This window comes from Pseudomonas piscis (assembly GCF_009380155.1).
GTDB lineage: Bacteria > Pseudomonadota > Gammaproteobacteria > Pseudomonadales > Pseudomonadaceae > Aquipseudomonas > Aquipseudomonas piscis.
This window is the reverse complement of record NZ_WHUV01000001.1, coordinates 868,173-891,589: the sequence shown is the minus strand read 5'-3', so window position 1 is coordinate 891,589 and position 23,417 is coordinate 868,173. Positions and strand designations below refer to the sequence as shown.

The 23,417-nt window shown below is 64.3% G+C and carries 22 protein-coding genes; 8 read left to right on the top strand and 14 right to left on the bottom strand.

What is annotated here, in order from left to right; genetic code table 11:
• Positions 1–296: 296 nt before the first annotated feature.
• Genes plsB through GDH07_RS04110 form a run of 3 tightly spaced genes read left to right on the top strand, consistent with a single transcriptional unit; the run spans position 297 to position 3,966 of the window.
• On the top strand, positions 297–2,801 hold the full coding sequence (gene plsB / locus GDH07_RS04120; RefSeq protein WP_152896746.1) for a glycerol-3-phosphate 1-O-acyltransferase PlsB: 2,505 nt from the start codon (positions 297–299) through the stop codon (positions 2,799–2,801).
• A gap of 52 nt (positions 2,802–2,853) precedes the next feature.
• Positions 2,854–3,252, top strand: coding sequence for a YbaY family lipoprotein (locus tag GDH07_RS04115; protein ID WP_152896745.1), 399 nt, complete (start codon positions 2,854–2,856; stop codon positions 3,250–3,252).
• A gap of 24 nt (positions 3,253–3,276) precedes the next feature.
• Positions 3,277–3,966, top strand: coding sequence for a DUF4197 domain-containing protein (locus tag GDH07_RS04110; RefSeq protein WP_085596164.1), 690 nt, complete (start codon positions 3,277–3,279; stop codon positions 3,964–3,966).
• A 55-nt stretch (positions 3,967–4,021) separates the two neighbouring features.
• Here GDH07_RS04110 and GDH07_RS04105 read toward each other — a convergent pair whose 3' ends face one another.
• A complete protein-coding gene (locus tag GDH07_RS04105; protein ID WP_152896744.1) occupies positions 4,022–7,078 on the bottom strand; it encodes an efflux RND transporter permease subunit in 3,057 nt (1,018 codons plus the stop codon).
• Positions 7,079–7,084: 6 nt separating this feature from the next.
• Complete coding sequence (locus GDH07_RS04100; RefSeq protein WP_053134433.1) at positions 7,085–8,173, bottom strand: efflux RND transporter periplasmic adaptor subunit; 1,089 nt, start codon at positions 8,171–8,173, stop codon at positions 7,085–7,087.
• Positions 8,174–8,267: 94 nt separating this feature from the next.
• Between GDH07_RS04100 and GDH07_RS04095 the strand changes: the two genes are divergently transcribed.
• The gene (locus GDH07_RS04095; protein WP_031320976.1) at positions 8,268–8,912 is read left to right on the top strand and encodes a TetR/AcrR family transcriptional regulator; all 645 of its coding nucleotides are present in this window, start codon (positions 8,268–8,270) and stop codon (positions 8,910–8,912) included.
• A 16-nt stretch (positions 8,913–8,928) separates the two neighbouring features.
• Here the strand turns inward: GDH07_RS04095 and GDH07_RS04090 are convergent, their stop codons facing one another.
• A complete protein-coding gene (locus GDH07_RS04090) occupies positions 8,929–9,711 on the bottom strand; it encodes a class I SAM-dependent methyltransferase (protein ID WP_022642556.1) in 783 nt (260 codons plus the stop codon).
• A 93-nt stretch (positions 9,712–9,804) separates the two neighbouring features.
• On the opposite strand from GDH07_RS04090, the gene GDH07_RS04085 reads away from it, so the two are divergent.
• A complete protein-coding gene (locus tag GDH07_RS04085) occupies positions 9,805–10,422 on the top strand; it encodes an energy transducer TonB (protein ID WP_152896743.1) in 618 nt (205 codons plus the stop codon).
• Between the two features lie 9 nt (positions 10,423–10,431).
• Here GDH07_RS04085 and GDH07_RS04080 read toward each other — a convergent pair whose 3' ends face one another.
• The 7 genes from GDH07_RS04080 to ppc form a co-directional block, all read right to left on the bottom strand.
• The gene (locus GDH07_RS04080) at positions 10,432–11,130 is read right to left on the bottom strand and encodes an extensin-like domain-containing protein (protein WP_343038151.1); all 699 of its coding nucleotides are present in this window, start codon (positions 11,128–11,130) and stop codon (positions 10,432–10,434) included.
• A 12-nt stretch (positions 11,131–11,142) separates the two neighbouring features.
• A complete protein-coding gene (locus GDH07_RS04075; protein ID WP_152896742.1) occupies positions 11,143–11,976 on the bottom strand; it encodes an isocitrate lyase/PEP mutase family protein in 834 nt (277 codons plus the stop codon).
• Positions 11,977–12,006: 30 nt separating this feature from the next.
• Positions 12,007–12,867 carry a DUF72 domain-containing protein gene (locus tag GDH07_RS04070; protein ID WP_177409109.1) on the bottom strand — a complete coding sequence of 287 codons (861 nt, stop codon included), beginning with the start codon at positions 12,865–12,867 and terminating at the stop codon, positions 12,007–12,009.
• Positions 12,864–13,163, bottom strand: a complete 300-nt coding sequence (locus GDH07_RS04065) for a hypothetical protein (protein ID WP_152896741.1) — start codon at positions 13,161–13,163, stop codon at positions 12,864–12,866. Before GDH07_RS04065 ends, GDH07_RS04070 begins: the two co-directional genes overlap by 4 nt.
• A gap of 187 nt (positions 13,164–13,350) precedes the next feature.
• Positions 13,351–14,025 carry a tRNA (adenosine(37)-N6)-threonylcarbamoyltransferase complex dimerization subunit type 1 TsaB gene (tsaB, locus tag GDH07_RS04060; protein WP_152896740.1) on the bottom strand — a complete coding sequence of 225 codons (675 nt, stop codon included), beginning with the start codon at positions 14,023–14,025 and terminating at the stop codon, positions 13,351–13,353.
• Positions 14,026–14,114: 89 nt separating this feature from the next.
• Positions 14,115–14,762 carry an adenylate kinase gene (adk, locus tag GDH07_RS04055; protein WP_022642550.1) on the bottom strand — a complete coding sequence of 216 codons (648 nt, stop codon included), beginning with the start codon at positions 14,760–14,762 and terminating at the stop codon, positions 14,115–14,117.
• A 289-nt stretch (positions 14,763–15,051) separates the two neighbouring features.
• Positions 15,052–17,682: a phosphoenolpyruvate carboxylase gene (gene ppc, locus GDH07_RS04050; protein ID WP_031320971.1), complete on the bottom strand. Its 2,631-nt coding sequence runs from the start codon at positions 17,680–17,682 to the stop codon at positions 15,052–15,054.
• A 203-nt stretch (positions 17,683–17,885) separates the two neighbouring features.
• On the opposite strand from ppc, the gene GDH07_RS04045 reads away from it, so the two are divergent.
• The 3 genes from GDH07_RS04045 to lptF all read left to right on the top strand — a co-directional run bounded on the left by GDH07_RS04045 (position 17,886) and on the right by lptF (position 19,748).
• Positions 17,886–18,230, top strand: coding sequence for a hypothetical protein (locus GDH07_RS04045; RefSeq protein ID WP_022642548.1), 345 nt, complete (start codon positions 17,886–17,888; stop codon positions 18,228–18,230).
• A gap of 272 nt (positions 18,231–18,502) precedes the next feature.
• Positions 18,503–18,916, top strand: a complete 414-nt coding sequence (locus GDH07_RS04040; protein ID WP_022642547.1) for a DUF4398 domain-containing protein — start codon at positions 18,503–18,505, stop codon at positions 18,914–18,916.
• 49 nt (positions 18,917–18,965) lie between these two features.
• The gene (lptF, locus tag GDH07_RS04035) at positions 18,966–19,748 is read left to right on the top strand and encodes a lipotoxin F family OmpA-related lipoprotein LptF (protein WP_022642546.1); all 783 of its coding nucleotides are present in this window, start codon (positions 18,966–18,968) and stop codon (positions 19,746–19,748) included.
• 103 nt (positions 19,749–19,851) lie between these two features.
• Here lptF and GDH07_RS04030 read toward each other — a convergent pair whose 3' ends face one another.
• From GDH07_RS04030 to GDH07_RS04015, 4 genes are all read right to left on the bottom strand, one after another.
• Positions 19,852–20,178 (bottom strand): PA3694 family proteiin, encoded by a 327-nt coding sequence (locus GDH07_RS04030; protein WP_031320969.1) that lies wholly within the window; start codon positions 20,176–20,178, stop codon positions 19,852–19,854.
• Entirely contained in the window at positions 20,175–21,122 is a 948-nt protein-coding gene (locus GDH07_RS04025; protein WP_152896739.1) for an alpha/beta hydrolase, read from the bottom strand. The genes GDH07_RS04030 and GDH07_RS04025 overlap by 4 nt, the downstream gene beginning before the upstream one ends.
• A gap of 102 nt (positions 21,123–21,224) precedes the next feature.
• Complete coding sequence (locus GDH07_RS04020) at positions 21,225–22,502, bottom strand: flavohemoglobin expression-modulating QEGLA motif protein (RefSeq protein ID WP_053134418.1); 1,278 nt, start codon at positions 22,500–22,502, stop codon at positions 21,225–21,227.
• 134 nt (positions 22,503–22,636) lie between these two features.
• Entirely contained in the window at positions 22,637–23,353 is a 717-nt protein-coding gene (locus GDH07_RS04015; RefSeq protein WP_022642543.1) for a TetR/AcrR family transcriptional regulator, read from the bottom strand.
• Positions 23,354–23,417 lie beyond the last annotated feature (64 nt).

The following is a 23,417-nucleotide window of genomic DNA, read 5'->3' as shown; positions in this document are numbered from 1 at the left end:
CGATACGACTGCGGGAGAGTTGGCCGAGTATATGACAGGTGGAAAAACTCTCAACTCAATCTTGTTTAGTGGCGTTTTTGCCGATTTTCGACGAATCCGGCACACTAGCGCCCACTACTGCCAGGTAAAGAGCCGCGTTGCCGGACGACGTTGCCGACTACCAGGCTGGAGCGAGCAAACTGCACTTCTCGCGCCTTTTTCCGCAACAAGCGAGCTGCCGTCGCGACCTGTCCCAGCGACCACAGCTCCTCCCCCAGGCTTGCGCTTGGTTTTTTATTCACTCACGTAGAAACCGTATGACCCGCTCCCCGATCCGCCGTCTCGTGTTTGGCACCTTGCGCCGCCTGCTGTATCTCTGGGTGCGCTCGGAAACCATCAACCAGTCGTCCTTCACTCTTGACCTGGACCGCAGCCGACCGGTGTTCTACGTCCTGCAAAACCCATCCTTGAGCGACCTGGCGGTGGTGGACACCGAGTGCACCAAGGCCGGCCTGCCACGCCCGGTACTGCCGGTGTCGGTGGGCAACCTGCTGGAGCCTGCGGCGTTCTTCTACCTGACCCCGGAGCCGGACTGGCTCGGCCGCCAGGACAAACGCGGCGCACCGCCGACCTTGACCCGCCTGGTCAGCGCCCTGACCCAGAACGCCACCGAAGATGCGCAGATCATCCCGGTCAGCGTGTTCTGGGGCCAGTCCCCGGACAGCGAGTCCAGCCCCTGGAAACTGCTGTTCGCCGACAGCTGGGCGGTCACCGGGCGCCTGCGTCGCCTGTTGAGCATCATGATCCTGGGACGCAAGACCCGGGTGCAGTTCTCGGCGCCGATCCACCTGCGCGAGCTGATCGAGCACAACAAGGGCCACGAGCGCACCGTGCGCATGGCTCAGCGCATCCTGCGGGTGCACTTTCGCAACCTCAAGGCCGCCGTCATCGGCCCGGACATCTCCCACCGGCGCAACCTGGTCAAGGGCCTGCTCAACCAGCCCCTGGTCAAGCAGGCGATCCTGGATGAGGCCGAACGCGAGAAGATCTCCCCGGAAAAGGCCAAGGCCCAGGCCCTGCGCTATGGCAACGAGATCGCCTCGGACTACACCTACACCGCGATCCGCTTCCTGGAAGTGGTGCTGAGCTGGTTCTGGAACAAGATCTACGACGGGATCAAGGTCAACCACCTCGAGGGCGTGCAGAAGATCGCCCAGGGCCACGAAGTCATCTACGTGCCCTGCCATCGCAGCCATATCGACTACCTGCTGCTGTCCTACCTGTTGTTCCGCAACGGCCTGACCCCACCCCACATCGCTGCCGGGATCAACCTCAACATGCCGCTGATCGGCGGCCTGCTGCGACGCGGCGGGGCCTTCTTCATGCGCCGCACCTTCAAGGGCAACCCGCTCTACACCTCGGTGTTCAACGAGTACCTGCACACCCTGTTCACCAAGGGCTTCCCCGTGGAGTACTTCGTCGAGGGCGGGCGCTCGCGCACCGGGCGCATGCTGCAACCCAAGACCGGCATGCTGGCCATCACCTTGCGCAGCTTCCTGCGCTCCTCGCGCATGCCCATCGTCTTCGTACCGGTGTACATCGGCTACGAGCGGGTGCTGGAAGGCCGCACCTACCTGGGCGAACTGCGTGGTGCGAGCAAGAAGAAGGAGTCGATCTTCGACATCTTCAAGGTCATCGGCGCCCTCAAGCAGCGTTTCGGCCAGGTGGCGGTGAACTTCGGCGAGCCCATCAAGCTGGCGGAATTCCTCGACCAGGAACAACCGGACTGGCGCACCCAGGAACTGGGCCCGCAGTACCGCCCGGCCTGGCTCAACGAAACCACCAATCGCCTGGGCGAGCGGGTGGCCCAGCACCTCAATGAAGCCGCGGCGATCAACCCGGTGAACCTGGTGGCCCTGGCCCTGCTCTCCACCAGCCGCCTGGCCCTGGACGACCGCGCCATGGCCCGGGTACTGGACCTGTACCTGGCCCTGCTGCGCAGCGTGCCCTATTCGCCCCACACCACCTTGCCGGAAGGCGATGGCCAGGCGCTGATCCAGCACGTCAAGGACATGGACCTGCTGGCCGAGCAGAGCGACGCCCTGGGCAAGATCCTCTACCTGGACGAGCAGAACGCCGTCCTGATGACCTACTACCGCAACAACGTGCTGCACATCTTCGCCTTGCCGGCACTGCTGGCGAGCTTCTTCCAGAGCTCCTCGCGCATGAGCCGCGAGCAGATCCTGCGCTACACCCGGGCCCTCTATCCGTACCTGCAAGCCGAGCTGTTCATCCGCTGGCCCCTGGAGGAACTGGACGCCGTGGTGGACCAGTGGCTGCAAGCCTTCGTCGAGCAAGGCCTGCTGCGCTTCGAGAAAGAGATGTACCAGCGCCCGGCGCCCAGCTCGCGGCACTTCGTCCTGCTGACCCTGCTGTCCAAGAGCATCGCCCAGACCCTGCAGCGCTTCTACATGGCCATTTCGCTGTTGCTCAACAGCGGCCAGAACAGCATCAGCGCCGAAGAGCTGGAAGACCTCTGCACGGTCATGGCCCAGCGCCTGTCGATCCTGCATGGCCTCAATGCCCCGGAGTTCTTCGACAAGAGCCTGTTCCGCCATTTCATCCAGACCTTGCTGGACCAGGGCGTGCTGCGGCGCGACGACGCCGGCAAGTTGAGCTACCACGAGTTGCTCGGGGAACTGGCCGAGGGCGCCGCCAAGCGCGTGCTCCCGGCGGAGATTCGCCTGTCGATCCGCCAGGTCGCCCTGCATCGCAGCGAAGACGCCGCCGAGCAAGTCGCGACTGCGGCGCAAAGCGAGTAGATTCTCATGGGCGCCGCGGCTCGTGCGGCGCCCCCAGATACGGAGATCCGCCATGAAGAAGTTCATCCTGCTGGCCGCCGCCGCGCTGCTCGGGGCTTGCCAATCCACCGCGCCTGCGGCCAAGGCCAGCCTCGAAGGTGAAGTCTTCTATCTGCAACGCATCGCCCTGCCAGCGACCGCCACCTTGAGCGTGAGCCTGCAGGACGTATCCCTGGCCGATGCGCCGGCGGTGGTCCTGGCCGAGCAGCGCGGGCCCGTCAAGGGCCAGGTGCCACTGCCCTTCCATCTCGACTACGATCCGGCCCAGGTCAAGCCTGGCCATACCTATTCGCTCAGCGCGCGCATCGAAGTCGATGGCCGGCTGGTCTTCATCACCACCGAACACACCGGGGTCAAACTCGACGGCAGCGATCCGCGGCCGTTCAAGCTCCGTGTCGACGCTGTCCGTTAATCCCCACTGCACAAGGAAGCCGCCATGCTCCGTACCTCGCTTCGTTTCACCAGCCTGTGCGCTGGCCTGATGATCTCCGCCAGCGCCCTGGCCCTGTCCCTGAGCGACCTGTCCCAGGGTGATGCCAGCGGCGGTCTCAAGGATGCCCTGACCCAGGGGGCGCAAATCGCCGTCAAGCAGCTGGGCACCCCCGGCGGCTTCAGCAACAACCCAGACGTACGCATCGAACTGCCAGGCAACCTGGGCAAGGTCGCCAAGAAGATGAAGCAGTTCGGCATGGGCGAGCAGGTCGAACAGCTGGAAACCAGCATGAACAAGGCCGCCGAGGCGGCAGTCCCGCAGGCCCAGGCGCTGCTGGTGGATGCAGTGAAGAAGATGACCGTGGCCGATGCCAAGGGCATCCTGGCCGGCGGCAAGGATTCGGCCACCCAGTACCTGGACAAGAGCAGCCGTGAGCAGATTCGCGCCAAGTTCCTGCCGATCGTCAAGCAGGCCACCGACCAGGTCGGCCTGGCCAAGCAGTACAACTCCTTCGCCGGACAGGCTGCGACCCTCGGCGTGCTGGATGCCAAGAGCGCCAATATCGAGGGTTACGTGACCGAGCAGGCGCTCAACGGCCTGTTCGAGATGATCGGCAAGCAGGAAGAAACCATTCGCCAGAACCCGGGCGCCGCGGCCACCAGCCTGGCCAAGAAAGTATTCGGCACCCTGTAAGCCCTGCCCTCACCCACAGGAGCCGGTCGCCCGGCTCCTGCTTCGCGCAATCGCCTCAGTCCTTCTTGACCCTGAACCATGCCGCATACAGTGCCGGCAGGAACAAGAGGGTCAGCGCCGTAGCGACAATCAGCCCGCCCATGATCGCCACCGCCATCGGCCCGAAGAACACGCTGCGCGACAGCGGGATCATCGCCAGCACCGCCGCCAGGGCGGTCAGCACGATAGGCCGGAAGCGCCGTACCGTGGCCTCGATGATCGCATCCCAGGGTTTCTGCCCGGCCCTGATGTCCTGCTCGATCTGGTCCACCAGGATCACCGAGTTGCGCATGATCATCCCCGACAGGGCGATGGTTCCCAGCATCGCCACGAAGCCGAAAGGCTGGCGGAACACCAGGAGGAACAGGGTCACGCCGATCAGCCCCAGGGGCGCGGTGAGGAACACCATGGCCGTGCGCGAGAAGCTGCGCAGCTGGACCATCAGCAAGGTCAGCACCACCACGATGAACAGCGGCACGCCGGCCTTCACCGAGTTCTGGCCACGGGCCGAGTCCTCGACGGTGCCACCGACTTCCAGCAGGTAGCCATCGGGCAACTCGGCACGCACCGGTTCCAGAGTCGGGAGGATCTGCTGGACCAGGGTCGCCGGCTGCTCCTTGCCATAGATATCGCCCCGCACGGTCACAGTAGGCAGGCGGTTGCGATGCCAGATCACCCCTTCCTCGAAGCCGTACTCCACGGTCGCCACCTGGGACAGCGACACGCTTTGGCCGTTGTCGGTGGGTACCGCAAGACTAGGCAACAGCGATAGCTCGGTGCGTTCCTCGCGGGTGCCACGCAGGAGGATCTCGATCAGCTCGTTGTCCTCGCGATACTGGCTGACGGTGGAACCGATCAACGAGCTCTGGAGGAACTTCGACAGGTTGGCGGTGCTCACGCCCAGGGCCCTGGCGCGATCCTGGTCGATGTTCAGGTAGACCACCTTGCTCGGCTCTTCCCAGTCCAGGTGGACGTTGGCCACATGGGGGTTTTCACGCACCTTGGTCGCCACCTTGCGGGCCAGGGCACGCACCTCCTCGATGTGCTCGCCAGTGACCCGGAACTGCACCGGATAACCTACCGGCGGACCGTTCTCCAGGCGCGTGACCCGCGAACGCAAGGCCGGGAACTGCTGGTTGAGGGTATCGAGCAACCAGCTGCGCAGGCTCTCGCGGTCCTCGATGCTTTTGGCCAGGACCACGAACTGGGCAAAGCTGGTGGCCGGCAGCTGCTGGTCCAGGGGCAGGTAGAAACGCGGTGAACCGGTGCCGACGTAAGCCACGTAGTTGTCGATGCCCGGGTGATCCTTGAGCATCGCTTCCAGGCGCTTGACCTCCTCGGCGGTGTTGCTCAGGGATGCGCCTTCGGCCAGTTTCAGGTCGACCATCAGTTCCAGGCGGCCCGAAGCCGGGAAGAACTGCTGCGGGACGAAGCGGAACAACAGCACCGAGCCGACGAACGCCAGGATGGTCAGGACGATCACCGTCTTGCGCCGCTCCACGCACCAGCCCACCACCCGGCGTACCCGCTGGTAGAACGGCGTACCGTGGGGATTGGACTCGGCGCCGTGCTTGGCGGCATGGAGCTTGGCCAGGTCCGGCAGCAACTTCTCGCCCAGATACGGCACGAACACCACTGCGGCGATCCAGGAGGTCACCAGGGCGATGGTCACTACCTGGAAGATCGACCGGGTGTACTCACCCGTGCCCGACTGGGCCGTGGCGATGGGCAGGAATCCTGCGGCCGTGATCAGGGTGCCGGTCAACATCGGGAACGCGGTGCTGGTCCAGGCATAGCTCGCGGCCTTGATCCGGTCGAACCCCTGTTCCATCTTGATCGCCATCATCTCCACCGCGATGATCGCATCGTCCACCAGCAGGCCGAGGGCCAGGACCAGGGCGCCGAGGGAAATCTTGTGCAAGCCGATGCCCAGGTAATACATGGTGGCGAAGGTCATCGCCAGCACCAGGGGAATGGCCAGGGCCACCACCATCCCGGTGCGGATACCCAGGGAAAAGAAGCTCACCAGCAGTACGATGATCAGCGCCTCGGCCAGTACCCGGACGAACTCGCCGACCCCGGTCTTCACCGCCGCCGGCTGGTCGGAGACCTTGCGCAGCTCCATGCCCGCCGGCAGGGTTTTCTGCAGCCGCGCGAACTCGCCCTCCAGGGCCTTGCCCAGCACCAGGATGTCACCGCCTTCCTTCATGGCCACCGCCAGGCCGATGGCGTCCTCGCCCATGAAGCGCATGCGTGGCGCGGGCGGATCGTTGAAGCCGCGGCGGACATCGGCGACATCGCCGATACGGAAGGTGCGCCCGGCGACGCGGATCGGGAAGCTGCGGATCTGCTCCACAGTCTGGAAATTACCGGACACGCGCAATTGCACCCGCTCGCTGGAAGTCTCGAAGAACCCTGCGGTGGATACTGCGTTCTGCTCCTCCAGGGCCTGCTGCACTGCCGCCAGAGGCAGGCCCAGGGTCGCCAGCTTGACGTTGGACAGTTCGATCCAGATCTTTTCGTCCTGCAGGCCCAGCAGCTCGACCTTGCCCACGTCCTTGACCCGTTGCAGCTGGATCTGGATGCGGTCGGCGTAGTCCTTGAGCACCGCGTAGTCGAAACCTTGCCCGGTCAGCGCATAGATGTTGCCGAAGGTGGTGCCGAACTCGTCGTTGAAGAACGGCCCCTGGATGCCTGGCGGCAGGGTGTGGCGGATATCGCTGATCTTCTTGCGAACCTGGTACCAGAGCTCGGGAATCTGGTTGGAGTGCATCGAGTCCCGGGCGATGAAGGTCACCTGGGACTCACCGGGCCGCGAGAAAGACACGATACGGTCGTACTCGCCGGTCTCCATCAGCTTCTTCTCGATGCGCTCGGTGACCTGGCGCGACACTTCCTGGGCCGTGGCTCCCGGCCAGTTGGTGCGGATCACCATGGCCTTGAACGTGAAGGGTGGGTCTTCGCTCTGACCCAGCTTGGTGTAGGACAGCGCCCCGACAATGGCCAGCAACAACATCAGGAACAGGACGATCTGGCGATTGCGCAACGCCCAGGCGGAAAGGTTGAAACCCATCGGGGATTACTCCTTGGCCGCCAGGTTGACCACACGGTTGGAGCGATCCACCGGGCGCACTTGCAAGCCCTCATGGAGCACATGCACGCCTGCCGCCACCACCCAGTCGGATGGGCTCAGGCCTTCGAGCACCGGCACGGTCTTTTCATTGAAGGCACCGACCCGTACCGGGGTCTTGTGCAGGGTGTTATTGGCGTCGATCCGCCAGACGTAGGTGGCCCCGCCTTCGGCGGTCAAGGCCGACAGCGGTACCGACAGCGCCACTTGCTCGCCGTTCTGGACGAACACCCGGGCACTCTGGCCCAGTTCCGCCGGGACCTTGCCAGCGTTGAAGGCAATGCGCGCGGCGAAGGTCCGCGAACGTGGATCGGCGGCTGGCGACAGCTCACGGATATGTCCGGCAAAGCGCTGGCCCGGCTGGGTCCAGAGCTCCACCGATACCGGCTGGCCGACCTTGAAGCGACCGAAATTCTGTTCCGGGACGCTGATCAGTACTTCCCGCTCGCCATCGGTAGCCAGGGTGAAGACCGTCTGCCCGGCGGCCACGACCTGCCCCACTTCCACTGCCCGCTTGGCCACCACGCCATTCTGGGGCGCTCGCAGCACGGCGTAGCCGGCCTGGTTATTGGCGACATCGAACTCAGCCTTGATCTGCTTCAGCCGCGCTTCGCCGGAACGATAGAGGTTCTCGGCGTTGTCGTATTGCGAATGGCTGACCATCTGCCGGTCCAGCAGGGCCTTGTAGCGATCGCGCTCGGCACGCACCAGGTTGAGGTTGGCGCTGGCGGCGGTGACCTGGGCCCGGGTGGCCTCCAGTTGCAGACGCACGTCCTGGGGGTCGAGCTCGGCCAGCGGCTGGTCGGCCTTGACTCGCTCGCCCTCCTCTACCAGCCGTCGGCTGACCTTGCCGCCGATGCGGAACGCCAGGTCCGGTTCGTAGCGGGCCCGTACTTCGCCGGGGTAGCTGTCCGAAGCCCGTGCCGAAGGCTCTGGCTGTACCACCATGGCCGGCCGGACGCCGATCTGGACGGGCTCTTCGTGCCCACAAGCAGACAGAAAAAAAGCCAGGCTGACTGGCAGGGCATAGCGGAACATGGCGGCGACCTTTCGCTAATGGGGCTTGGAATAATTATACTGGCCAGTATGTTATTAATAGCAAACTCACCAGTCCAGTATTAACAACGAAAAAATGTCCGACAATCACGCCGCACACGTTGGGCCAGGCAGGCCCAAGGATCTGGCAAAACGCCAAGCCATTCTCGACGCAGCCAAGAGCCTGTTCTTGAGCAATGGCTACGCCAATACCAGCATGGATGCGGTCGCCGCCGAAGCCGGGGTTTCCAAGCTCACGGTGTACAGCCACTTCAACGACAAGGAGACGCTGTTCTCCGCCGCCGTGGTGGCCAAGTGCGAGGAACAACTGCCTACGCTGATCTACGAGCTGACGCCCGGCACCTCGGTGGAAAGCCTGCTGCTGGCCATCGGCCGGGGGTTTCATCACCTGGTCAACAGCGACGAATCGATCAACCTGCATCGCCTGATCATGACCCTGGGCAGCCAGGACCCCAAGCTCTCGCAGGTGTTCTTCGAAGCCGGTCCCGAACGTGTCCTGCAGGGCATGGAACGGCTCCTGGGCAAGATCCACCAGCAGGGCACCCTGAGTATCGACAAGCCGCGCAACGCCGCCGAACACTTCTTCTGCATGCTCAAGGGCGGGGCGAATTTCCGCTTGCTCTACGGCTGCGGCAAGCCCCTGGCCGGGGCCGCCGCAGAGGAGCACGTGCGGGAAGTGGTGGGGCTGTTCATGCGCGCCTATCGTCCGGAGCCGGACTGAGCGCGCCGGCCAGAGTTCAGGCCTTGAGCGCCTTCTTGGGGTAGATGTCGTAGCGGCTGGACTTGCCTTCCAGGCCATGGCTGGGCTTGGGTCCGTCGATGCACGGCGCCTTGCGCGGACGCTTGACCACCACCCGGTGGCTGGCCAGGGCCAGGGCCGCTTCCAACAATGCCGGAGCGTCGTTGTCGTCGCCCACCAGAGGCCGGAACAGGCGCATTTCCTTCTTTACCAGGGCGCTTTTCTCCCGGTGGGGGAACATCGGGTCGAGGTAGATCACCTGGGGCGGTTCGCCTTGCCAGTTGCGCATCAGCTCGATGGAGTTGCCCTTGAGCAGTTGCATCCGCGCAACGATCGGCGCCACCTCGGCATCCTGTGCCGCACGAGCCAGGCCATCCTCCAGCAGGGCACCGATCAGCGGCTGGCGCTCGATCAGGCTCATCTGGCAACCCAGGGTCGCCAGCACGAAGCCATCCTTGCCCAGGCCCGCCGTGGCATCCAGCACCCGTGGCCGCACGCCCTGGGCCACGCCCACGGCCTTGGCGATCATCTGGCCGCTGCCCCCGCCGTACAAGCGCCGATGGGCCGCGCCGCCTTCGACGAAGTCCACCCGTACCGGCCCCGGGGCGTCAGGCCCCAGTTGCTGCAGTTGCAACCCCTGCTCGCCCACCTGCAGGGCGAACTCGGCGTCCTCGATCTGCAACGGCAAGCCCAGGCGCTCGGCCCACTGCCGGGCCTCGGACTCGAACCCGGCATCCAGGGCCTCGACGTTGATGCGGCAGGCCGCAGGTTGCTCACTCATCTGAAAACACACTCAAAAAATTAATGATCGGCAAAAACTGCCGATAACAGGACTATCGGCCATTTTGCCAGAGCTCAGCGTCGACCGAGAGCAATGTCAGACATTCAACGCACATCGATAGGTTATATCTCGCCCCATGGCGACTATGGCCTGCGCAACTCCCAGGCACTCAGTGGCGTCAGCCACCTGTGGCAGGACTTCTTCGCCCAGGCCCTGGCCGAGCAAAGAGGTGATGGCGCCGGCGTTGAAGCCATGCCCAAGGTGGCCGTCGATGGCCCGGTGGAACCTGCCGGTGGCAGCGAGATACTGGCGCAGATCGTCAACCAGCGCGGTTGCGAGGTCCAGGACACCGAAGTCCGTCCGCCCGAGCCACTGTTCCTGCCCATCGCCGAGTTCGAGATGGAACTGCTGGACAAACCAGCCCCGCCCTTCCCGCCGGAAGAAATCATCGCCCAGCAACGCCAGCAAGATTTCGAGAGCGGCTGGGTACGCCCGATCGTGCTCAATGCCGGCCAGCCCCTGCCAGAGCCCGGCCCGGCCCCGGCCCCGCGCCCGCTGCACCTGCCGATCGCCGAATTCGAGATGGACCTGCTGGACAAGCCGGCCGAGCCGTTCCCGCCACAAGAGCTTATCGAGCAGCAACGGCAGATGGACTTCGACATGGGCTGGGCCCGTCCGCTGATCCTGCAGAACCTGCGCATCGCCGCCTGACCCTGTCCCTCAGCGACAACGCCAGAGCGGCCCCAGGTCCAGGTGGAAATGGTTGCGATGGGCGCTGTTGAAATCCGGCCCCAGCACCACGTTGAAAGCGTCGCAGGCACCATCCCGGGCCAGGCGCAGAAACCGTCCCTCGGCACTGTCCTTCGGCCAATCCTTGAGCACGCTGATATTGCGTCCGTCACTCAGGCGAAAGCCGGCGATATCCAGGGCGTTGGCGCTGGCATGCTCGCTGCGCCAGCCAATCTTGCGGTGATACATATTGCGACAGGCAAAACTGCCCAGGTGATCGACGCGCGCCACCCGCTGGCCAAACACCTGCTGCGCCGCCGGCTGCAAGCCATGGCGCTGGTACAGGGCAAAGGCCACGGCCAGCGGGCAACTGGCGAGGAAGCTGCTACTCAGGGCGATATCGCCGCCCTGCACTCGCACGGTATTGCTCAAGGGACAGTCCACATCGGCACGGCTGTCGGGTTGGCGACTGGTGCGCAAGCCCGAGGTCGCGAGGGCCTGGTCGCACAGCTGCGGGTCATCCTGCAGTCGTGACAGCTTGAAGCGGGTCAACAGATTGGGCTTGGCCCGCACATCCAGCGGCGCCCAGGGATTCCAGGCATCGGCCAGCGCCAGCCAGCCCAACCGCACACCAATCAACAACAGGGCGCCCAGCAACACCAGGGCGCCCACAACCCTCCTTGCCCTCACGCCAATTCCTTTTTACGACTGCTTGAACAATTGATTGATCTGCCCGAAGGGAATCGCCCGCTCGGCGAAATCGAAGCGGCCCTGGTCACGGATCTCCTGCGCCGCCTGGTAGAACGCGCCATAGGCCGCCCGGGCCAGGGCCGAACCGACACTGATGCGCTTGACGCCCAGTTCCGCCAGTTGCGCCACGCTCAGGTCCAGGCCGCCGGACATCAGCACGTTCACCGGTTTGGGCGCCACCGCCCGCACCACTTGGCTGATCTCCTGCGCACTGCGCAGCGCCGGGGCGTAGAGCACGTCGGCGCCGGCCTCGGCATAGGCCTGCAAGCGGCGGATGGTGTCCGCCAGGTCATTGCAGCCGTGCAGCTGGTTCTCCGCCCGGGCAGTCAGGGTGAAGGAGAACGGCAGGCTACGCACCGCCGCGACGCAAGCCTCGATGCGCTCCACCGCCAGCTGGAAATCGTAGATGGGCTCTTCGGCACGACCGCTGGCGTCCTCGATCGAGCCACCCACCGCGCCGCAGGCAGCCGCTTGCAACAGGGCCTGGGCGCACTCCCCAGGGCTCTCGGCAAAACCGTTCTCCAGGTCCACGGCTACCGGCAGCTCGCTGGCGCCGACGATGCCGCGCACATTGGCCAGGGTATCGGCCAGGCTCAAGGCGCCTTCGGCATCCGGGCGCGCGAGGGAAAATGCATAGCCGGCACTGGTGGTGGCCAGGGCCTCGAAGCCCAGGCCGGCCAGCATCCTGGCGGAGCCGGCATCCCAGGGATTGGGAATGACAAAAGCCCCGGCACGTTCATGCAGGGCTCTGAAGGCATTGGCACGAAGGGTTTGCGCGTGATCCATTACTCGCTCCTCGAAGGCTGCAAAAGCACCTCAGAGCAAACCAAGCTGCTCCGCGGCGGGCTCCCTGTATAACTCAGGCAAGGCGGGCAAACCAGGCAAACGTTGCATCAGGCGCGCATGAAAACGCCGGGCCAGTTCAGCGGCCATGCGGTTGTCGGAGGTGTGCAGGAAAACATAGGGCGTACGCCCCTCTTCGATCCAGCCGGCGACCTTGTCGAGCCAGGGCACCAGGAACGGATCGTTGGCCGCAAGCTCGGGATGGCCGATGAAACGTACCTGGGGAAACTGGGTGAATGCCGCAGGGCGCGGCGGCACCTTGGGTTTCTTCGACTGCGCATGCAGCACCGCTGGCGCCGTCGAAGTGCAGCTGAACAGGGCTCGTGGGTCGAGGCAGATACGCTCCACACCGCGTTCGCGCAGCAAGCGGTTGAGCATCCGCTCGGCGTCGCCCTTGGCGAAGAACTCCGGATGCCGGACCTCCACCGCCAGCGGTCGCTGCAGGCCATCGATGAATTCCATCAGTTCGCCCAGGCGCTGTGGCGCGAAGGTGGCCGGCAACTGCAGCCACAACGGCGACACCCGCTCACCCAGGGGGCTGAGCAACTGGATGAAACTCTCGGCAGCCGGCAGTTGTTCGCGCAGGTCGCCGCCATGGCTGATATCGCCCGGGAACTTGGCTGTGAAGCGAAAATGCCCGGGCATGATCTGTGCCCAACGCTCCACCGTGGCTGGCGCGGGCCGGGCATAGAAGGTGGTATTGCCCTCGACGGCGTTGAACACCTGGCAGTACAGGCCGAGAAAATCGTTGGGTCGCGCATCCTCCGGGTACAGGTACTCGCGCCAGGCGTTTTCGCTCCAGGAAGGACAACCGAGAAAATAGGGCAGCATCAGATGTGCAGGTCGAGCCCCACCACTTCCATATCCCAATCGACGAAACCCGCGGTGGTCAGATAGCTGGCCAGGGCATTGGCCACGCTTCTTTTCATTGCGCGCTGGAAGATCATGTCCTGGGGACGGGCGGGAAGATTGCTGGTACGGGAGGCTGACTGGGAACGGCCCTGGGCTGCGGGCTCGGGTTGGACATCGACGGCCTCGATATCGTCCAGGGACTCGTCTACCTGCGCCCGGCCTTTGCGAGGCTTGCGCTTGATGGGGTAGGAGTGCGAGGAGATGCCGTCTATACGCATACTGAAAAGCCCGGGGTCGATGATGGCAATTTAGCGGCACCGCTTCGACTTAGCAAATGCCCGAGTGATAACTAGAACACAGAAAAGCCAAAAGGTTTGAATCCGGGCAGGATTCGCGTCAAAAACCGGACGATTGGCGTCAGTCGTGGAGATTACCCATTCCATCCGCCAATCGGCACGGGATTATTCAACGAGCCTTGGGCGTGGCTACCTTGTCCCGAAGGTAGACCGGCTGGGCATCGTCGGCACGGATCGATTCGCCGCGCTCCCAGGCGAACCGCGCAAGCGCCAGCAGGTCTTCGGCATGGGGCAGCATGCCCGCGTCCTGGCCGCTGAGGTTGAGCGCAATGCGCTCGCCGTAACCCCATCCGGTGCCGGCGCCGAACCAGTCGCCGCTGCTGCCCTGGGGCAACGCGGCAACCTCGGGAGGCAGGACCGCCTCGTTGCCCACCAGGCGCATCTCGCCGGCGACTTCCCGGTAGCAACCCCAATAGACTTCATCCATCCGCGCATCGATGGCCGCCGCGACCTGGGTCGCGCCGTGCTCGCGCAGGGCCCGCTGAGCCAGGACCGCCAGGTTGGACACCGGCAGCACCGGGCGGTCCAGGGCAAAGGCCAGGCCCTGCACCACGCCGATCGCGATCCGCACCCCAGTGAAGGCTCCCGGGCCACGACCGAAGGCAATGGCGTCCACCGCCTGCAAGGTAGTCCCGGCGTTGGCCAGCAGCTCCTTGATCATCGGCAACAGCTTCTGCGCATGCAGGCGCGGGATCACCTCGTAATGGCTCGTGACCTTGCCGTCATGCAGCAAAGCAACGGAGCAGGCTTCAGTCGCGGTGTCCAGGGCCAGCAAGGTGCTCATCGGGGGTTCCATAGCATTGAAAAAAGTGGCGCATTATAAACAGCAACGGCCCGCAAGCGGGCCGTTGTGCGATCAAACGATCAGGTTATTCAGCTCAGGGCTTCGAGCACCTTGGCGGTGATCACTTCCACCGAGCCCACGCCAGGGATATGGCTGTACTTCGGCTTGCCCTGGGACGCGGCCAACTGCTGGTAGAACTCAACCAGCGGCTTGGTCTGGGAGTGGTAGACCGACAGGCGATGGCGCACGGTTTCCTCGGTGTCGTCCTTGCGCTGCACCAGGTCTTCACCGGTGATGTCGTCCTTGCCAGCGATCTTCGGCGGGTTGTAGACGGTGTGGTACACACGACCCGAAGCCTCGTGCACGCGACGACCGGCGATGCGCTGGACGATCTCTTCATCGTCGACGGCGATTTCCACCACGTGGTCCAGTTCGACGCCAGCCTTCACCAGCGCCTCGGCCTGGGGAATGGTGCGCGGGAAGCCATCGAACAGGAAGCCGTTGGCGCAATCAGGCTGGCTGATGCGTTCCTTGACCAGGTTGATGATCAGGTCATCGGAAACCAGGCCGCCGCTGTCCATCACGCTCTTGGCCTTCAGGCCCAGCTCGGTGCCCGCCTTGACCGCAGCACGCAGCATGTCGCCGGTGGAGATCTGTGGAATGCCGAACTTCTCGGTGATGAACTTTGCCTGAGTACCTTTACCGGCCCCGGGAGCTCCCAGCAGAATTACGCGCATCGATGTGCTCCTCAATTTTTTATTTAGAAACGCTCGGATTCGCCTCGTCGGGCCAATCTCAAAAATCAGGTTAAAGCCGCCCAAACGGCCAAAGGCTGATCAAGATACACAGCCGACACAGCGCACACAAGCAGTCGAAAGTCGGAGGAACCCGGCCTTTTCGTGCCCTGTTGGCGAGGTATGACAAGTCGCAACCCCGTAACAAAGTGTCGCCAGATAGATCTGAGCGACACTCAGGATTTGTCTCAATCAGGGCTGCGCCAATTCCGTCCGACGCTACCCGCCGACCTCAACCCGTATTGCGCAGGCCAGCGGCGATACCCGCCACGGAGACCAGCAACGCCTGTTCCACGGGGCTTCCTTGGGGCGCCTCCTGCTTGCGCGAACGAGCCAGCAGTTCGGCCTGCAACAAGTGCAGCGGGTCGAGATAGGTGTTGCGCAAGCGAATGAACTCCAGGGTCTCGGGACTGTGGGCCAGCAGTTGCGACTGCCCGGTCAGTCCCAGGACCACCGCGCAGGCCTGCGACAATAGGTCGCGTAAGTGCGCACCCAATGGCAGCAGCTCCGGCTCCACCAGGCGCTCGTCATAAGACCGGGCGATCTCGGCATCGGCCTTGGCCAGGACCATCTCCAGCATGTCGATACGGGTGCGGAAGAACGGCCATTGCTCACGCATCTGCCCCAGCAGCTCGCCCTCGCCCCGGGCCAGCGCCTTGCTCAGCGCCGCCTCCCAGCCCAGCCAGGCCGGCAGCATCAGGCGGGTCTGGGTCCAGCCGAAAATCCACGGGATCGCCCGCAGGCTTTCGATGCCCCCGGCCCGGCGCTTGGCCGGCCGGCTACCCAGGGGCAGGCGCCCCAGTTCCTGCTCCGGGGTGGACTGGCGGAAATACTCGACGAACTGCGGGTTGTCCCGCACCACCGCCCGATAAGCCTGGACCCCGTCGCTGGCCAACTCGTCCATCAGGTGGCGCCAGGCCGGTTCGGGCGGTGGTGGCGGCAGCAGAGTGGCCTCCAGGACCGCCGCCAGGTAGAGGTTGAGGTTCTGCTCGGCGATATCCGGCAGGCCGAACTTGAAGCGAATCATCTCGCCCTGCTCGGTAGTACGGAAACGCCCCGCCACCGACCCCGGCGGCTGCGACAGGATCGCCGCGTGGGCCGGACCGCCGCCACGCCCCACGGTACCGCCACGGCCATGGAACAACAGCAGTTCCACCTGCTGCTCACGGCAGATATCCACCAGCCGCTCCTGGGCCCGGTACTGGGCCCAGGCCGCAGCCGTGGTGCCGGCGTCCTTGGCCGAGTCGGAGTAACCGATCATCACTTCCTGCGGGCCCTGCAAGCGTGCGCGATAGCCCGGCAGGTGCAGCAGCTTCTCCATCGCCGGGCCGGCGTTGTCCAGGTCCGCCAGGGTTTCGAACAGCGGCACCACGCGCATCGGCCGCAATACCCCGGACTCCTTGAGCAAAAGCTGTACCGCCAGCACGTCGGAGGCGGCGCCAGCCATGGAGATCACATAGGACCCAAGCGACGCCGCCGGGGCCACGGCGATCTCGCGACAAGTAGCCAGCACCTCGGCGGTGTCCGCCGAGGGCTTGAAGTAGCCTGGCAACAGCGGACGCCGGCTGCCCAGCTCGCGCATCAGGAAGGTGATGCGGTCTTCCTCGCTCCAATCCTCATAGCGGCCCAGACCCAGGTAATCGGTGATCTCGGTCATGGCCGCGGTGTGCCGGGCAGAATCCTGGCGCACGTCCAGCCGTACCAGGAACAGGCCGAAGGTCACCGCCCGGCGCAGGCAATCGAGCAGCGGCCCATCGGCGATCACGCCCATGCCGCACTCGTGCAGCGACTGATAGCACAGTTGCAGCGGCTCCAGCAGCTCGCGGTTGTGCTGCAACACCTCGGGACCGGCCGGCACCGCCGCCCCGAGTGCCGCATGGGCCCAGTTGCGAGTCGCCCGCAAACGCTCGCGCAGTTGCTTGAGCAAGGCCCGGTAAGGCTCAGCGCTATCTCCGGCCTTGGCCAGCAAAGCGGCGCTGGCCTGCTGCATGGACAGCTCGGCGGCCAGGTGATCGACGTCCCGCAGGTACAGGTCGGCGGCCATCCAGCGCGCCAGCAACAGCACTTCACGGGTCACTGCAGCCGTGACATTGGGGTTGCCATCGCGGTCACCGCCCATCCATGAGGCGAAGCGGATCGGCGCCGACTCCAGCGGCAGGCGCAGCCCGGTGGCGTCGAACAAAGCCTTGTCGGCCTTGCGCAGGTAGTTGGGAATGGCCTGCCACAGCGAATGCTCGATCACCGCGAACCCCCACTTGGCCTCGTCCACCGGGGTCGGGCGAGTACGGCGGATTTCCTCGGTGTGCCAGGCCTCGGCGATCAGGCGCTGCAAGCGCTCCTGGATCTGCGCGCGCTCGGCGCTGGTCAGGTCGCGGTGGTCCTGGGCGGCCAGTTGCCCGGCGATGGCATCGTATTTCTGGATCAAGGTGCGGCGCGCCACTTCCGTAGGATGCGCGGTCAGTACCAGTTCGATTTCCAGGCGCCCCAGCTGTCGGGCCAGGGCATCGGCCGAATGCCCCTCGGCCCGCAGGCGCTCCAGCAACTGCGGCAGGACCCGGGCCTCGAACGGCGCCGGCTGTGCCTCGTCGCGTCGGTGGATCAACTGATACTGCTCGGCGATGTTGGCCAGGTTGAGGAACTGGTTGAAGGCCCGGGCCACCGGCAGCAGTTCATCCTCGGCCAGCGGATCGAGGCTGGCGCTCAGCTCGGCTCCAGTGGAACTGCGGCGATCGGCCTTGGCCGCCTTGCGAATCTGCTCGATCTTGTCGAGAAACCCCTCCCCGTACTGATCGCGGATGGTGTTGCCCAGCAACTCCCCCAGGAGGTGGACGTCTTCGCGCAGGCGCGCATCAATATCGGTCATCGAGGTGTTCTCCAGCAGGCTATGAGGCAGCACGGAAGGCTCAAGAGTGCCGCCTGCATGCGCTCCTTAGCAAGCATGGGACGAACCGGGCACCGACCTTCGGCGATGAAGCTAGTCTCAAGGATAGGCCGCACAACGGCCGCTCACCGGCATCGTCCGGTCAACCCACTGCCCTGCCACGAGCAGGTGTCATCGAGGCCAGCATGAAAATCCGTGAACTCGCGCAACACTGGGAAGAGAACGCCAAGGGCCGCCTGACCCGGACCAGCTACCGGATCCACCTGGACATGGAGGCCGCCGCGCGCCTGGCCGCCCTGTCCGAGATGTACCCCAAGCGCCAGACCGAGGAGCTTTTGGGCGAACTGATCGGCGCCGCCCTGGAAGAGCTCGAGGCGAGCTTCCCCTATGTCCAGGGCCAACATGTGGTGGCCACCGACGAGGAAGGCGATCCACTGTATGAGGACGTCGGCCCTACTCCGCGCTTCCTGGCGCTGTCGCGCCAGCATCTGCACCTGATGTCGAGCCAGGTGGACAAACCCAAGCACTGAATCGCCCTTCCTCCCTCCCCTTTCCCGGCTGCGCAAGCGGCCGGGATTACCTCTGCAAGCGGTAAAAGTTCCCGGTTTCCGGGGGTTTTCGGGGTGCCGAATTTTTTTTGGCCAATCGCCAGCTTTCGCTGAACTATTCAAAAACGCCTCAGGTCACACCCATTAGCCATCACTGGAACGGCCGTTTCAAATTTTGCCATCAGCGCTTGTAGTCACTCAGCGTCACGGCGCCAGGACCGGGGTGGATTTTGATGTTTCCCAGGAGTTACCCAATGGAGTTGAAGACCATGAAGATCAGCACTGCCAAATCCTCGTTCACCTCTCTGCGCGGACTGAAACTGGCCGCGCTGGCCCTCGGTAGCAGCATGGTACTGGCCGGTTGTGCCGGGAATCCGCCTTCCGAGCAGTACGCGGTCACCCAATCTGCGGTCAATAGCGCAGTGACCGCGGGCGGCACCGAATTCGCCGCAGTGGAAATGAAGGCTGCACAGGACAAGCTCAAGCAAGCTGAAATCGCCATGCATGACAAGAACTACGACGAGGCTCGGCGCCTGGCTGAACAGGCCGAGTGGGATGCCCGGGTAGCCGAGCGCAAGGCCCAGGCCGCCAAGGCCGAGCAGGCGCTGAAGGACTCCCAGAAAGGCGTTCAGGAACTGCGTCAGGAAGGTATGCGCAGCGTGCAGTAAGCCGCCGCCGATTCCCACGTACTCGTAATCGATTGAAAGGACGAACACTATGCGCAAACAACTGATGATCCCTGCCCTGTTGGCCATGAGCGTAGCCCTGGCGGCCTGCTCCACCCCGCCTAACGCCAACCTGGAAAACGCCCGGACCAACTTCTCGGCCCTGCAAGCCAACCCGCAGGCCAGCAAGCTCGCCGCCCTGGAAACCAAGGACGCCTCCGACTGGATGAACAAGGCCGACCAGGCCTACCTGGACAAGGAGAACGAGAAGAAAGTCGACCAGTTGGCCTACCTGACCAACCAGCGGGTTGAAGTAGCCAAGGAAACCATCGCCCTGCGTACCGCCGAGATCAAGCTCAAGGACGCCGGCGACCAGCGTGCCCGCGCCATCCTCGATGCCCGCGATGCACAGATCAAGCAACTGCAGGCCAGCCTCAACGCCAAGCAGACCGATCGCGGTACCCTGGTGACCTTCGGCGATGTGTTGTTTGCCCTCAACAAGTCCGACCTCAAGCCCGCCGGCCTGGCCAACATCAACAAGCTGGCGCAGTTCCTCCAGCAGAACCCGGACCGCAAGGTGATCGTCGAGGGCTATACCGACAGCACCGGCCGCGATGCCTACAACCAGTCGCTGTCCGAGCGCCGTGCCGGCTCGGTACAGATGGCGCTGATCCGCATGGGTATCGACCCGGCGCGCATCGTCTCCCAGGGTTATGGCAAGGAATACCCGGTAGCCGATAACGGCAGCGTTTCCGGCCGAGCCATGAACCGTCGCGTGGAAGTGACCATTTCCAACGACAACCAGCCAGTGGCTCCTCGCTCCACGATCCGCTGATGCCGGTCCCCGGCCTTGACCGGCCGGGAAAACAAAACGCCGCGGACCCAGGTCCGCGGCGTTTTTTCATGCCTGGCTGAAACAGCCCCGAAGCCTGGGGAACCTACTGCACCAGTTGCGGGGTTTCCTGGCCCATGCAGCGCACCGCCTGCTTCTTGTTATCGACCAGCACCCCGGTCAGGCCCTTCTGCTCGGTATCGAACAGCACCAGCACGCCATCGACGCACTGGGCCACCTGGGCTGCCGGCTTGAGGGAGATCTTGTAGTCCTCCCCGGGAATGGTCTTGAGCATGGTGAAGTCGTTGAGCAGCAACGCATCCTCCGGCTTGGCGAAATGCAGGTAGCCGTAGTACCACAGGCAGGCCACGGTACCGATGATGCTGCAGATACCGGTGATGATCATTGGCAGGACGTTACGTTCTTCACTCATTGCGGACTCTCTGGAGGTTCAACTGCTGAATTGGGGGTCGTCGGGTAGTTGGGGATTTCCCCCAGGCGGCGCAACCCGTCGAAATGCTGTGGGTCGTCGAGGTAGCGCAGCATCACGCTGCGCCAGGTCGGATCGGCGAAGGTCTGCACATGGTCGCCGCGGGTCAGTTGCAGGACCCGCGGCGGCGGCGCAGCTTGATACAGGCGGATGCCATTGGACAAGGGGACGAGCTGGTCGTCGAGGCTGTGGTAGATCAGCTTCGGCACCCCGGTCAGGCGCGCCATGGAATGGATCGCGCTGTCGCCATCCGGCACCAGCCAGGACAGCGGCACCTGCAAGGGCCAGGTCAGCCAGGAAGTGCTCAGGGCGTAGCGCCCGACATCGCGATAACTGGCCGGCACGCCATCGAAAACGATGGCCTTGAGCCGGGCCTGGCGTTCGGGATGCTCCACCAGGTAGTGGATGGCCAGGGCACCGCCCAGGCTCTGGCCGAGGACCACCAGTGGCTTGCCCTGGACCTCGGGGGCCTGGTCCAGCCAGGCGAAGGCGCTGTCCAGATCCTGGTAGATCGCCGGCAGGGACGGTTCGCCCTCGGACAAGCCGTAGCCGCGATAGTCCAGCAACAACACCTGGTAGCCCTGCTCCGGTAGCCACCAGCTGCCGCCCAGGTGCCAGGCCAGGTTGCCGCCATTGCCATGCAGGTGCAGCACCGTCCCCTTGACCGGCACCCCGGCCTTGGGCGGCAGCCACCAGGCATGGAGCTTGAGACCATCGGCGGTGGTCAGGGTGACGTCACGGTATTCGAGCTTGGCCCGCTCCGGGGTGAAGGGCAGGCCCGGCTCGGGATAGAACAGCAGCGAACTGCAACCGTGCAGGCCCAGCAACAGGGCAAGAACCGCGCAACACTTGAGTAGCCTGCTCACCCGCGATACCCCGCACGGCATGGCGCCGGGGCGCGGTCCGCAGTCGATGGCCGCGCCTGCTGAAGCAGCCCGTGGCGGCTGCGGATATCTTTGGATACGTCCATGTGCGCCCCCCGGCTGCAGTCAAAGGATGTTGGAGTAGTCGGCCTCGATCCGGTCCAGGCTCAGGTGGTTGAGGAAGTTGGAGAAGCACATCCATGCCGACAGGGCGTTCATGTCGCGGAACTGGTCGGGCAGGTACTTGGGCGCCACCACCATCCCTTCGTCCACCAGTTGGCGCAGGGTACGCATGTCTTCCAGGGTGGTCTTGCCGCAGAACAGCAGCGGCACCTGCTCCAGCTTGCCCTTGCGCACGGCGAGCTGAATGTAGTTGTAAACCATGATGAAGCCCTTGAGGTAGGACAAGTCCTTGGTAAAAGGCAGCCCCGTGGGCACCGAACCACGGAACACCCGGCTGGCGTTGCCATAGCTCTCGGCCATCTCGAAACCCTGTTCGCGGAAGAACTCGAACACCTGCAAGAAATCCGCCCCCTCCTCCACCATGTGGATGGCCCGGGTCCGGTTGGTCAGCTTGCGCAGGCGGCTGGGGTAGGAGGCGAAGGTGATGATCTCCATGAGGATCGCCAGGCCTTCCTGGGTCACCGTCGACGAGGGTGGGCCCTTGGCCAGGAAGGTGCAGATCGGCTGGTTCAAGCCGTTCAGGGTGGTGCCTACATGCACCAGCCCTTCGTGGACTTCCAGGGCCCTTACATCACGGTCGTTGAACATCGCATCGCTGCGGATCTTGATGTAGTCGGCACCCGCCGCCGCATCGGCGACGATACCGTCGGACTCGAAGACCCGGATGGTCTCCTCGGCCTCGCCGAAGACCTTGTTCAGCCGGCCCTGCAGCAGGCTCACCGCATCCTTGGCGCTCAGGGTCTTGGGCTCGTCCTTGAGGTCGCCACGACCGTCGATGTTGTTCAGGTAGTCGGACATCATCAGGCCGAGGTCCGCCAGGGTCGGGTCGCCGGCATGGAAGGCATCCGAAGCGGCGCCGTACAGTTCCTGGGAAATCAGGCCGAAGTCGCCGGTGCCGCGAGCCTCGAGCATGCGCACCACCATGCGGTATTCCTTGCACATGCGGCGCATGATCTGCCCCACCGGGTTGAACTGGCCCAGCTGGCGAGTGATGTCGCGCTCGATGTTCTGGAATTCCAGCTTCACCGCGCCGGAGTCGAAGGACAGCGGGCGACCTTCGTAGTAGGCGCGGTCCACCGCCGGCATTTCCTTGCCCTTGGCCTTGAGAAAACCCTTACGGATGCTCTCGTCCCACTTCACCGCATCCAGCACGCGGATCGGTGTCTGCGCCAGCACTATGCGATCGGACAAGGTGCGTATCGTCTGCTGGTAATCGTCCACCGGAAATTCCCTCTGTTGAATCGCTCGAACCTGTTACTGGGCGGCCCGCTGGACGCGTACCGCTGCGACGAAGAGCTCGTCGCTCCTGAATTGACCTGGTGCCCGGTTGATCCGTTCCCGGCCGGGCCGCTACCTCATACAGAGGCCAGCACCAGGTGCATGTAGCGGGTCAGGATGCCGAGCATTTCCTCGTCGGCCAGAGGCTCGGCATCGTTGAGCAGGCCCTGATACTCCATTCGGCCGATTATAGACGTCAACACCTTGGCATCTTGCTGTGGCTCCCGCGATCCCAGGACCTGGAAGAACTGGCAAGTGCCCTGCAGCAGGATCTGCTGGTGCGAACGCACCAACTGCGCCAGGCGCGGATTGAGCAGCGCCTCCTGGCGGAACGCCTGCTCGGCCATCAGGTGCTCGCGCCGGGTGCTGAGCTGGCGCTGCACGTAGTCGGCGGTCATCCGCGCGATATCGTCAGCCAGTTGCGAACGACACGCCGGGCTGCCGTCGCCATAGGCGACCATTTCCCGCAGCAGCCCTTCATTGTTGGTCCACAGCTTGGCCATGAACGCCGCGCTGCGTTCGACATATTGGGCGAAGGTATCGGTGAGCAGGTCATCGATATCCTTGAAATAGTAGGTGGTGGCCGATAGCGGCACACCGGCCTCGGCGGCTACCGCGCGATGGCGCACGGCCCGCACGCCATCACGTACGACGATGCGCATGGCGGCATCGAGAATCTCCTGTCGGCGCTGTTCACTGCCCTGGCGACTGGCCTTGCGGCCCTGGTACTGAACGCTTTCAGCCACCGCGGTGGCGATGCCAGCTGCACCCTCTTGAGCAATTGCGCGGTTCACGACAGGTATTCCTCTTATCAGTCACACGGAATCAGAAGCGGTACGTCAGTTCCACCCAGACAAT

Bases quoted from the DNA above. Each gene is read 5' to 3' on its own strand.
- plsB (WP_152896746.1), top strand. From the start codon at position 297: ATGACCCGCTCCCCGATCCGCCGTCTCGTGTTTGGCACCTTGCGCCGC.
- GDH07_RS04115 (WP_152896745.1), top strand. From the start codon at position 2,854: ATGAAGAAGTTCATCCTGCTGGCCGCCGCCGCGCTGCTCGGGGCTTGC.
- GDH07_RS04110 (WP_085596164.1), top strand. From the start codon at position 3,277: ATGCTCCGTACCTCGCTTCGTTTCACCAGCCTGTGCGCTGGCCTGATG.
- GDH07_RS04105 (WP_152896744.1), bottom strand. From the start codon at position 7,078: ATGGGTTTCAACCTTTCCGCCTGGGCGTTGCGCAATCGCCAGATCGTC.
- GDH07_RS04100 (WP_053134433.1), bottom strand. From the start codon at position 8,173: ATGTTCCGCTATGCCCTGCCAGTCAGCCTGGCTTTTTTTCTGTCTGCT.
- GDH07_RS04095 (WP_031320976.1), top strand. From the start codon at position 8,268: ATGTCCGACAATCACGCCGCACACGTTGGGCCAGGCAGGCCCAAGGAT.
- GDH07_RS04090 (WP_022642556.1), bottom strand. From the start codon at position 9,711: ATGAGTGAGCAACCTGCGGCCTGCCGCATCAACGTCGAGGCCCTGGAT.
- GDH07_RS04085 (WP_152896743.1), top strand. From the start codon at position 9,805: ATGTCAGACATTCAACGCACATCGATAGGTTATATCTCGCCCCATGGC.
- GDH07_RS04075 (WP_152896742.1), bottom strand. From the start codon at position 11,976: ATGGATCACGCGCAAACCCTTCGTGCCAATGCCTTCAGAGCCCTGCAT.
- GDH07_RS04065 (WP_152896741.1), bottom strand. From the start codon at position 13,163: ATGCGTATAGACGGCATCTCCTCGCACTCCTACCCCATCAAGCGCAAG.
- tsaB (WP_152896740.1), bottom strand. From the start codon at position 14,025: ATGAGCACCTTGCTGGCCCTGGACACCGCGACTGAAGCCTGCTCCGTT.
- adk (WP_022642550.1), bottom strand. From the start codon at position 14,762: ATGCGCGTAATTCTGCTGGGAGCTCCCGGGGCCGGTAAAGGTACTCAG.
- ppc (WP_031320971.1), bottom strand. From the start codon at position 17,682: ATGACCGATATTGATGCGCGCCTGCGCGAAGACGTCCACCTCCTGGGG.
- GDH07_RS04045 (WP_022642548.1), top strand. From the start codon at position 17,886: ATGAAAATCCGTGAACTCGCGCAACACTGGGAAGAGAACGCCAAGGGC.
- GDH07_RS04040 (WP_022642547.1), top strand. From the start codon at position 18,503: ATGGAGTTGAAGACCATGAAGATCAGCACTGCCAAATCCTCGTTCACC.
- lptF (WP_022642546.1), top strand. From the start codon at position 18,966: ATGCGCAAACAACTGATGATCCCTGCCCTGTTGGCCATGAGCGTAGCC.
- GDH07_RS04030 (WP_031320969.1), bottom strand. From the start codon at position 20,178: ATGAGTGAAGAACGTAACGTCCTGCCAATGATCATCACCGGTATCTGC.
- GDH07_RS04025 (WP_152896739.1), bottom strand. From the start codon at position 21,122: ATGCCGTGCGGGGTATCGCGGGTGAGCAGGCTACTCAAGTGTTGCGCG.